Annotated in this window: 7 protein-coding genes; 2 read left to right on the top strand and 5 right to left on the bottom strand. The window is 60.3% G+C overall.

What is annotated here, in order from left to right:
* Nucleotides 1-35: 35 nt before the first annotated feature.
* The 3 genes from M5G11_RS22130 to M5G11_RS22120 form a co-directional block, all read right to left on the bottom strand.
* Nucleotides 36-632, bottom strand: a complete 597-nt coding sequence (locus M5G11_RS22130; protein WP_273913674.1) for a DUF924 family protein — start codon at nucleotides 630-632, stop codon at nucleotides 36-38.
* 3 nt (nucleotides 633-635) lie between these two features.
* The gene (locus M5G11_RS22125; protein ID WP_273913673.1) at nucleotides 636-1,646 is read right to left on the bottom strand and encodes a class 1 fructose-bisphosphatase; all 1,011 of its coding nucleotides are present in this window, start codon (nucleotides 1,644-1,646) and stop codon (nucleotides 636-638) included.
* Nucleotides 1,647-1,786: 140 nt separating this feature from the next.
* Complete coding sequence (locus M5G11_RS22120; RefSeq protein ID WP_273913672.1) at nucleotides 1,787-4,237, bottom strand: glycogen/starch/alpha-glucan phosphorylase; 2,451 nt, start codon at nucleotides 4,235-4,237, stop codon at nucleotides 1,787-1,789.
* A gap of 214 nt (nucleotides 4,238-4,451) precedes the next feature.
* Between M5G11_RS22120 and M5G11_RS22115 the strand changes: the two genes are divergently transcribed.
* Nucleotides 4,452-4,856, top strand: coding sequence for a YkgJ family cysteine cluster protein (locus tag M5G11_RS22115; RefSeq protein ID WP_273913671.1), 405 nt, complete (start codon nucleotides 4,452-4,454; stop codon nucleotides 4,854-4,856).
* Nucleotides 4,857-5,023: 167 nt separating this feature from the next.
* Here the strand turns inward: M5G11_RS22115 and typA are convergent, their stop codons facing one another.
* On the bottom strand, nucleotides 5,024-6,844 hold the full coding sequence (gene typA, locus M5G11_RS22110) for a translational GTPase TypA (protein WP_273913670.1): 1,821 nt from the start codon (nucleotides 6,842-6,844) through the stop codon (nucleotides 5,024-5,026).
* A 128-nt stretch (nucleotides 6,845-6,972) separates the two neighbouring features.
* Nucleotides 6,973-8,427: a tRNA uracil 4-sulfurtransferase ThiI gene (thiI, locus tag M5G11_RS22105; protein ID WP_273913669.1), complete on the bottom strand. Its 1,455-nt coding sequence runs from the start codon at nucleotides 8,425-8,427 to the stop codon at nucleotides 6,973-6,975.
* 331 nt (nucleotides 8,428-8,758) lie between these two features.
* Here thiI and glnA point away from each other — a divergent pair, with 331 nt between their 5' ends.
* Nucleotides 8,759-10,165, top strand: coding sequence for a glutamate--ammonia ligase (gene glnA, locus M5G11_RS22100; protein WP_273913668.1), 1,407 nt, complete (start codon nucleotides 8,759-8,761; stop codon nucleotides 10,163-10,165).
* The last annotated feature ends 156 nt before the right edge of the window (nucleotides 10,166-10,321 follow it).

Genomic DNA, 10,321 nt, shown 5'->3' with positions numbered 1-10,321 from the left:
TGCCGGCGATAGGGCCCGCAAGCCACTCACAAGGCTCAGAACCGTGAGCCGGGCTCCAGCAGGAAATCCATCTCCTCGTCGGTACTAGGCCGACCGAGGACCAGATTGCGGTGCGGGAACCGGCCGAACCGGGCAATCACCCGCTGGTGCTGCTCGGCATAGTCCAGGAAGCCCTCGAACAAGCGGCGGTCCTTTTCCGGCTGCGCCCCCAGCAACAGCTGGTAGCGCTCGACACAGATGTTCTGCCAGTCCAGCACTTCGGCATGCTCCAGCACCAGCAGGATGAACACCCGCTGCAACGGCAGCAGCTGGTAATCCCAGGCCTTGTCCAGGCCCTGCATCACCAGCACCTGCGCGCGCCGGTCGCCATCAAAGGCACGCGGCGTGTCACGGTGGATCATGCGCGGCAACTGATCGAGCAACAGCACCAGCCCCAACCAGCCCTGAGGGCTTTGCAGCCACTCATCCAGGCCACCGGCCAGCGCTTGCTCCATCAAGTCGCCAAAGTACTCCTGTGCCTCGGCATCATGCTGCTTGCCGAACCACAGGCTGCTCTTCTCGTCAGCCACGTCCTGTGGGCTGGCGCCCCAACCGAACCACCATTCCAGCAACGGCTGCCAAGGTGCGAGCATGATTTACTCCTGGTGATAACCGGTAACGCGCTCGACTTCCTGCTTGGAGCCCAGGAACACCGCTACGCGCTGGTGCAGGCTTTCTGGCTGGATATCGAGGATGCGCTGACGACCGTCGGTGGACGCGCCACCGGCCTGCTCGATGATGAACGACATCGGGTTGGCTTCGTACATCAGGCGCAGCTTGCCCGGCTTGGAAGGCTCACGGGCATCGCGTGGGTACATGAACAGGCCGCCACGGGTCAGGATGCGGTGTACGTCCGCAACCATCGAAGCGATCCAGCGCATGTTGTAGTTCTTTTTCAGCGGGCCGGTTTCACCAGCCAGCAGTTCACCGACATAACGGGTAACCGGCTCTTCCCAGTGACGCTGGTTCGACATGTTGATGGCGAACTCGGCGGTGGTTTCCGGCACCTGGATGTTCTCGTGGGTCAGCACGAAGCTGCCGAGCTCGCGGTCCAGGGTGAAGCCCTTGACGCCGTTGCCCAGGGTCAGGATCAGCATGGTTTGCGGGCCATAGATGGCGTAGCCGGCAGCCACCTGCTCGGTGCCTGGCTGCAGGAAGGCCTGCTCGTTCAGGCTTTCGTTCTGGCTCAGGTACTCGTTAGGGCAGCGCAGTACCGAGAAGATGGTACCGACCGAGACGTTGACGTCGATGTTCGACGAACCGTCCAGCGGGTCGAAGACCAGCAGGTAGGCGCCTTTCGGGTATTTGCCGGGGATCTGGTAGGCATTGTCCATTTCTTCGGACGCCATGCCGGCCAGGTGACCGCCCCATTCGTTGGCTTCGAGCAGGATGTCGTTGGAGATCACGTCCAGCTTCTTCTGGACTTCGCCCTGCACGTTTTCGGTGCCCATACTGCCCAGAACGCCACCCAGCGCGCCCTTGGAGACGTTGTGGCTGATTTCCTTGCACGCACGCGCCACCACTTCGATCAGGAAGCGCAGATCGGCAGGAGTGCTGTTGCTACGGGTCTGCTCAATCAAATAGCGACTCAGGGTAACGCGGGACATGTAAGGCTCCGAAGAAGGGGGTAGTAAAAACCCCCGCAGTTTACAGGGAGAGTGCAGCGCGGGCGAGCGGTAGGACACGCCTGCCCGATCAGACGGCACTTCGACCCGAAGGTTCACGCCCCCGGGCCGGCTGCCGACGGTCAGTCCAGCGCCTTCCAGATCTCGCTGGCGTATTCGCGGATGGTCCGATCAGAGGAGAACCAGCCCATCCGCGCGGTGTTCAAGACCGCCGAGCGCCACCACAGTTTAGGCTCGTGCCACAACTCGTCCACCCGCCGTTGCGCTTCCCAGTAGGCATCGAAGTCGGCGCACAGCAGGAAGCGGTCGTAGGCCACCAGCGAATCGACCAGGCCGACATAGCGCCCCGGGTCATCCGGTGAGAACACCCCGCCACGGATGGCCTGCAGCACATCGTTGAGCCGGTGCGAGGCGGCAATTGCCGCATTCGCGCCAAAGTCGCCGCTGCGCTTGCGCGCCTCGACCTGCTGGGCGGTCAGGCCGAAGATGAACATGTGCTCGGCACCGACCTGCTCGCACATCTCGACGTTGGCGCCGTCCAGGGTGCCGATGGTCAGCGCGCCGTTGAGGCCAAACTTCATGTTGCTGGTGCCCGAGGCCTCGTAGCCGGCGGTGGAGATCTGCTCGGACAGGTCGGCGGCGGGAATGATGCTCTCCGCCAGGCTGACGTTGTAGTTGGGCAGGAACACCACCTTGAGCAGGCCGCGCACGGTCGGGTCGTTGTTGACCACCTTGGCGATGTCGTTGGTCAGCTTGATGATCAGCTTGGCCTGGTGATAACTGGCGGCCGCCTTGCCGGCGAAGATCTTCACCCGTGGCACCCAGCCGTTGCTCGGCTCGGCACGGATCGCCTGGTACAGCGCGACCGTGTGCAGCAGGTTGAGCAACTGGCGCTTGTACTCGTGGATGCGCTTGACCTGCACATCGAACATCGCCTCGGGGTTGACGGTAATGCCCAGGCGCTCCTGGATCAGGTTGGCCAGTGCCCGCTTGCTGTGCAGGCGCTGCTCAGCGAACTGCTTGCGAAAGGCCGACTTGTCGGCGAACGGTTCCAGCGCCTTGAGCCCGGTTTCGGTGTTGTCGAGGATCTGCTTGCCCAGCGCCTCGACCAGCATCCCGGTCAGTTGCGGGTTGGCCTGGTACAGCCAGCGGCGGAAGGTGATGCCGTTGGTCTTGTTGTTGATCCTGTCGGGGTAGAGCTTGTGCATTTCGGCAAACACCGTGCTGCGCATCAGCTTGGTGTGCAGCCCCGACACGCCGTTGACGCTGTGCGAGCCGAGGAACGCCAGGTTGCCCATGCGCACCCGGCGGCCGTTGTCTTCCTCGATCAGCGACACCGCGCGCAGCACGTCGAAATCGTGGATGCCCTTGGCCCGCAGCGCATCGATGTGGAAGGCATTGATCAGGTAGATGATCTGCATGTGCCGCGGCAGCATGCGCTCCATCAGGCCCACCGACCAGGTTTCCAGGGCTTCTGGCAGCAAGGTGTGGTTGGTGTAGGCCAGGGTGTCGACGGTCAGTTGCCAGGCGGTGTCCCACGGCACTTCGTGCTGGTCGACCAGCAGCCGCATCAGCTCGGCCACGGCAATCGAGGGGTGGGTGTCATTGAGCTGGATCGCCGCCGCCTCGTGCAGGTTGAGCAGCGTGTCGTGCATGTTCAGGTGGCGGCGCAGCAGGTCTTGCAAGGAGGCCGAGACGAAGAAGTATTCCTGGCGCAGGCGCAGTTCCTGCCCTGCTTCGGTGCTGTCGGCCGGGTACAGCACCCGCGAGATGCTTTCCGCGCGGGCTACTTCGGCGACGGCGCCGAGGTGGTCGCCAGCGTTGAAGCGCTCCAGGTGCAGCTCTTCCAGCGCCCTCGCCCGCCACAGGCGCAGAGTATTGACGCTGGCACCGCGCCAACCGACCACCGGCGTGTCGTAGGCCACCGCACGCACGGTTTCGGCCGGCCACCAGATCTGCCGTGGCTGGCCGCTGGCGTCGTTCACCGTTTCGACATGGCCGCCGAAACTGATCGGGTAGATCACCTCGGCCCGCTCGAACTCCCAGGGGTTGCCGAAGTCCAACCAGTTCTCGGTCTGCTCCTGCTGCCAGCCATCGACCACCGCCTGTCGGAACAGGCCATGCTCGTAGCGAATGCCATAGCCGTGGGCGGCGATGCCCAGGGTCGACATGCTTCCCATGAAACAGGCAGCCAGGCGGCCCAGGCCGCCATTGCCCAGCGCCGCGTCGGGTTCCAGCAGGCGGATGCGCTCAAGGTCGACGTCCAGGCCGGTCAGCGCTTCGCGGGCGATATCGAGCAGGCCGAGGTTGCTCAGGCTGTCGTAGAGCAGCCGGCCAATGAGGAATTCCAGGGAGAGGTAGTACACCCGCTTCTGGCTGCTGCGGTAGATCTGCCGGGTGTGGTCCATCCAGTGATCGACCATGTGGTCGCGGGCGGCCAGGGCAATGGCTTCGAACCAGTCGTGCTCGAAGGCGTGCTCCGGGTCCTTGCCGACGGCGTAGGTCAGTTTATCCAGTACAGCGGTGCGAAAAGCGGCCACCTCTGCGTCACGTGCGAGCGGTTCCTGAGACATGTAACGTCCTCGGGCAAGTTGACGAATACGGATGGAGATTTCTCAGCCTAGTCGGTTCGACACAGAGCGAAAGCGCTGGTTCGGGTGTTCTTGATGAAACTCGATGCAAAAGCAGTACCCATTCGCCGTGCAACCGGCAAATGGTTGTTCACATTTTGATCAACTCCGGTATCATCGCGCGCCTTATTAATAGAACATCCAAAACCTGAACCTGATGAAACCGACCCTGATTGCCGCCGCCGAAGTCGACCGCCTGGACACCTGGCAAAAATACGCCAGCCACATGTGCGGGGGCTGCAACTCCACCTGCTGCACCTTGCCGGTCGAGGTTCAGATGAAGGACCTGATCCGCATTGGCGTGGTGGATGAGTTCGAGAAAGGTGACCCACCGAAGAACATCGCCAAGCGTTTGCAGAAGGACGGGATTGTCGAGCGGTACAACCAGAAGTCAGGGATCTTCACCCTGACCCGGATGAGCAACGACGACTGCCTGTATCTGGATCGTAAAAGCCGCCTGTGCACCATTTATGACAAGCGCCCGGACACCTGCCGCAACCACCCGCGGATCGGGCCACGGCCTGGCTATTGCGCGTACAAGCCGAAACCCGTCGCGCGCTGAGCAAGGGCATCGCCGGCAAGGCCGGCTCCCACAGGTATTGCATGCACTGCTGACACTGTGGGAGCTGGCCTTGCCAGCGATGAGAGCGACACGCTCCAAAGCGCACACAAACAAAAACGCCCCCGGTCTCTCGACCGGGGGCGTTTTCATTCAGCCTGAACTAAGACTCAGTTCTTGGCTTTCTTGGCAGCGCGGGTACGCTCGCTTTCGTCCAGGATCTTCTTGCGAAGACGGATGGACTTAGGCGTGACTTCGCACAGCTCGTCTTCCTGGATGTATTCCAGAGCCTGTTCCAGGGTGAAGCGAACAGGTGGTACCAGAGCGATGGTTTCGTCTTTACCCGAAGCACGCATGTTGTCGAGCTTCTTGCCCTTGGTAGGGTTGACGCCCAGGTCGTTGTCACGGCTGTTCTGGCCAACGATTTGACCGTTGTAGATTTCCTGACCGTGTTCAACGAACAGCTTGCCACGCGCCTGCAGAGTTTCCAGCGAGTAGGTCAGTGCCTTACCGGTTTCAACCGAAACCAGAACGCCGTTCTGACGGCCGGACATGTGGCCGGACTTGACGGTGTCGTAGCGATCGAAGATCGAAGTCAGGATGCCAGCACCGTTGGTCAGGGTCAGGAACTGGTTACGGAAACCGATCAGACCGCGAGCAGGGATGTTGTATTCCAGACGAACACGGCCTTTGCCATCCGGCACCATGTTGGTCAGGTCGCCCTTACGCAGGCCCATCTCTTCCATGACCTTGCCCTGCGCTTCTTCAGGGATGTCGATGGTGACGTTTTCGAACGGTTCTTGTTTCACGCCGTTCACTTCACGAATGATCACTTCTGGACGACCCAGAGCCATTTCGAAGCCTTCGCGACGCATGGTTTCGATCAGTACCGAGAGGTGCAGCTCACCACGGCCGGAAACTTTGAACTTGTCAGCCGAGTCGCCTTCTTCAACGCGCAGAGCAACGTTGTACAGCAGCTCTTTGTCCAGACGTTCCTTGATGTTGCGGGAAGTCACGAATTTGCCTTCTTTACCGCAGAATGGCGAGTCGTTGACCTGGAAGGTCATGGAAACGGTTGGCTCGTCAACGGTCAGAGGCTTCATCGCCTCGATGTTCAACGGGTCGCACAGGGTGTCGGAGATGAACAGCTCGTCGAAACCGCTGATGCAGACGATGTCGCCAGCTGCTGCTTCTTCAACGTCAACGCGGTGCAGACCGTGGTGACCCATCAGTTTCAGGATGCGGCCTTTGCGTTCTTTGCCGTCGGCGTCGATAGCGACAACCGGGGTGTTCGGCTTGACGCGACCACGGGCGATACGGCCAACGCCGATAACACCCAGGAAGCTGTTGTAGTCCAGCGCGGAGATCTGCATCTGGAACGGACCATCACGGTCAACGGCTGGAGCCGGAACGTGATCGACAACCGCTTGGTACAGCGGGGTCATGTCTTCAGCCATGGCGGTGTGATCCAGACCGGCAATGCCGTTCAGGGCCGAGGCGTAAACAACCTGGAAGTCCAGTTGCTCTTCGGTAGCACCGAGGTTGTCGAACAGATCGAAGATCTGGTCCAGAACCCAATCAGGACGCGCGCCTGGACGGTCAACCTTGTTGATGACCACGATTGGACGCAGGCCGGCTTCGAAAGCCTTCTTGGTCACGAAACGGGTTTGCGGCATAGGGCCGTCTTGAGCGTCAACCAGCAGCAGAACGGAGTCAACCATCGACATCACGCGCTCTACTTCGCCGCCGAAGTCGGCGTGGCCCGGGGTGTCCACGATGTTGATGTGGTAGCCGTTCCAGTTGATGGCGGTGTTTTTCGCCAGAATGGTAATACCGCGCTCTTTTTCCTGGTCGTTGGAGTCCATGACGCGCTCGTCGTTGAGCTCGTTACGCTCCAGAGTGCCGGACTGACGCAGAAGTTTGTCAACCAGGGTGGTTTTACCATGGTCAACGTGGGCGATGATGGCGATGTTACGCAGATTTTCGATCACTTGTGTATCTCGATCAGAGGATTCGGTGTGCCACTTAGTCTAGGTGGCGAATATGAATGAACGGCGCTCAGACTGCCCGGCGGTCGGGAGGGCGATGGCGGATGCTGCCGCCATATAACCCCGGCATCTTATGTCGGACGATAAACACGCACATTCGCATGACCCTCACTCAGCAGATGGTGGGCATGCAGGCGACTCATCACCCCCTTGTCGCAATACAGCAGGTACTGGCGCGTAGGGTCCAGGTCCTTGAAGCGACTGTTGAGGGCGTAGAACGGCAAGGTCGTAACCTCGATGCCGTCGAGTTCCAGCGGTTGGTCTTCCTGGGCATCAGGGTGGCGAATGTCGATCACCACCTGCCCGGCCAGCGCCTGGCTGACTTCTTCGATCTCGATGTCCTGACCCAGTTCATCAATGACGTGGTCGATCGAGATCAGGCGGGCACGCTCCAGGGCGCGCTCCAGCACCGCCATGTCGAATTGCTTCTCTTCATATTCGAGGCGATGACGTTTGGCACAGGTGGTCGGGTTTACCGAGATCACGCCGCAGTACTCTGGCATGTGCTTGGCAAACTCGGCCGTGCCGATTTCGTTGGCCTGGTCGATGATGTCCTGCTTGTGGCTGGCCAGCAGCGGACGCAGTACCAGTTTTTCGGTGGCCGAGTCGATCACTGCCAGGTTCGGCAGGGTCTGGCTGGACACCTGGGAGATCGCCTCGCCCGTCACCAGCGCGTCGATTTCCAGACGGTCGGCAATGTTGGTGGCCGCACGCAGCATCATGCGCTTGAGGGTCACGCCCATATAGCTGTTGTCGACCTTGCCGAGGATCTCGCCGACCACTTCTTCAAACGGCACGCTGACGAACAGCACGCGCTGGCTGCTGCCGTATTTCTTCCACAGGTAGTGCGCGACTTCCATCACGCCCAATTCGTGGGCACGGCCACCAAGGTTGAAGAAGCAGAAGTGGGTCATCAGGCCGCGACGCATCATCTGGTAGGCGGCGACGGTGGAGTCGAAACCACCGGACATCAGCACCAGGGTCTGCTCCAGGGCGCCCAGCGGGTAGCCGCCGATGCCCTTGTGCTGGTTGTGGATCACGTAGAGGCGCTTGTCGCGCACTTCAATACGTACTTCCACTTCCGGGTTGCGCAGGTCGATGCCCGACGCACCGCACTGCTGGCGCAGCTGGCTGCCGACATAACGGTCAACGTCCATCGAGGTGAAATCGTGGTGGCCGCCACGCTTGCAGCGCACGGCGAAACGCTTGCCAGCCAGCAGGTGGCCGAAATGCGCCTTGCACTTGGCGACGATGTCGTCGAAGTCGCCCAGCGGGTATTCCTCAACCTGCAGGAAGTGGGCAATGCCCGGGGTGCAGGTCAGGCGCTCGGTCATCTCGCGCAGGACTTTCTCGTCCTCGATGCGGGTAACCACTTCGAGATTGTCCCAGACACCGTCAACCACGAGCGCAGGATCGAGGTCCTTGAGCACGTTGCGGATGTTGCGGGCCAATTGACGGATGAACCGCTTGCGAACCGGCCGGCTCTTAATGGTGATTTCTGGGAATACTTTGACGATTAGTTTCATGAAAACAGCGCGCGAAGGGCCAGCCGAAAAAGAAGGGGCGCGGATTATAGCGGAAATTGCTCAAGGTTTGACCAACTTTTGTACAGAAGGTTTTCAATGACCTGTTTTGGTGCGTTTTCACACCAAAGCGCCTCTTAAGGGTGCAGAAAAAACCGTGATTTCTGTTTTATAGGCCGTAAACGCTTGGGATTGGGGCAAAAAACCCAGATCGGGGCACTGGCATGCAATTTGCTCCCTTGTGAGGCAGGTTGCCTTGGCCGACTATTCGCGCCCAGCATCACCCAAATTGAAGCGCTGCACTGGCACGCGCTACCCCACCCCGGAGGACACTATGTCGAAGTCGGTTCAACTCATCAAAGATCATGACGTTAAATGGATTGATCTGCGCTTCACTGACACCAAAGGCACTCAGCACCACGTGACCATGCCAGCTCGTGATGCGCTGGATGACGAGTTCTTTGAAGTCGGCAAAATGTTCGACGGCTCCTCGATCGCTGGCTGGAAAGGCATCGAAGCCTCCGACATGATCCTGATGCCGGACGACTCCAGCGCGGTGCTCGACCCGTTCACCGAAGAGCCGACCCTGATTCTGGTCTGCGACATCATCGAACCTTCGACCATGCAGGGCTACGATCGCGACCCACGTGCCATCGCCAAGCGTGCCGAAGAGTACCTGAAGACCACCGGTATCGGTGACACCGTCTTCGTCGGTCCAGAGCCTGAGTTCTTCATCTTCGACGAAGTGAAGTTCAAGTCCGACATCTCCGGCTCGATGTTCAAGATCTACTCCGAGCAAGGCTCCTGGATGTCCGACCAGGACGTCGAAGGCGGCAACAAAGGCCACCGTCCAGGCGTCAAAGGCGGCTACTTCCCAGTACCTCCGTTCGACCACGACCACGAAATCCGTACTGCCATGTGCAACGCCATGGAAGAAATGGGCCTGGTCATCGAAGTACACCACCACGAAGTGGCAACTGCCGGCCAGAACGAAATCGGCGTGCAGTTCAACACCCTGGTGAAGAAGGCTGACGAAGTTCAGACCCTTAAGTACTGCGTACACAACGTTGCCGACGCTTACGGCCGCACCGCTACCTTCATGCCGAAGCCGCTGTACGGCGACAACGGCTCGGGTATGCACGTGCACATGTCCATCTCCAAAGATGGCAAGAACACCTTCTCGGGTGAAGGCTATGCCGGCCTGTCCGACACCGCCCTGTACTTCATCGGCGGCATCATCAAGCACGGTAAGGCCCTGAACGGCTTCACCAACCCGGCTACCAACTCCTACAAGCGCCTGGTACCAGGCTTCGAAGCTCCGGTCATGCTGGCCTACTCGGCTCGCAACCGTTCCGCTTCGATCCGTATTCCTTACGTGTCGAGCCCGAAAGCCCGCCGTATCGAAGCACGCTTCCCGGACCCGGCTGCCAACCCGTACCTGTGCTTCGCGGCACTGATGATGGCTGGCCTGGACGGCATCCAGAACAAGACCCACCCAGGCGATGCGGCTGACAAGAACCTGTACGACCTGCCGCCAGAAGAGGCGAAAGAGATCCCACAGGTCTGCGGTAGCCTGAAAGAAGCGCTGGAAGAACTGGACAAGGGCCGTGCGTTCCTGACCAAAGGCGGCGTGTTCAGCGACGACTTCATCGACGCTTACATCGCGCTGAAGAGCGAAGAAGAAATCAAGGTGCGCACCTTCGTGCACCCACTGGAATACGAGCTGTACTACAGCTGCTAATTCGGTGTGATTGAAAAAGCCTCCTTCGGGAGGCTTTTTTTTGCCCGCGCGACCACACCCTGATCCATGTAGCCGCTGCCCAGGGGCTGCGCTGGAGTCCGCAGGGCTCCCAAAAGCGGCGCCTGCGTTGCAGGCGAGCGCAGCCTCACGGCAGCG

The organism is Pseudomonas fontis (assembly GCF_028656955.1).
GTDB lineage: Bacteria > Pseudomonadota > Gammaproteobacteria > Pseudomonadales > Pseudomonadaceae > Aquipseudomonas > Aquipseudomonas fontis.
Note: the sequence above shows the minus strand (reverse complement) of the source record. Positions and strands in the feature narration are given on the sequence as shown.

Excerpts from the sequence above, each read along its gene's own strand:
- M5G11_RS22130 (WP_273913674.1), bottom strand. The coding sequence starts at position 632 with ATGCTCGCACCTTGGCAGCCGTTGCTGGAATGGTGGTTCGGTTGGGGC.
- glnA (WP_273913668.1), top strand. The coding sequence starts at position 8,759 with ATGTCGAAGTCGGTTCAACTCATCAAAGATCATGACGTTAAATGGATT.
- M5G11_RS22115 (WP_273913671.1), top strand. The coding sequence starts at position 4,452 with ATGAAACCGACCCTGATTGCCGCCGCCGAAGTCGACCGCCTGGACACC.
- M5G11_RS22125 (WP_273913673.1), bottom strand. The coding sequence starts at position 1,646 with ATGTCCCGCGTTACCCTGAGTCGCTATTTGATTGAGCAGACCCGTAGC.
- thiI (WP_273913669.1), bottom strand. The coding sequence starts at position 8,427 with ATGAAACTAATCGTCAAAGTATTCCCAGAAATCACCATTAAGAGCCGG.
- M5G11_RS22120 (WP_273913672.1), bottom strand. The coding sequence starts at position 4,237 with ATGTCTCAGGAACCGCTCGCACGTGACGCAGAGGTGGCCGCTTTTCGC.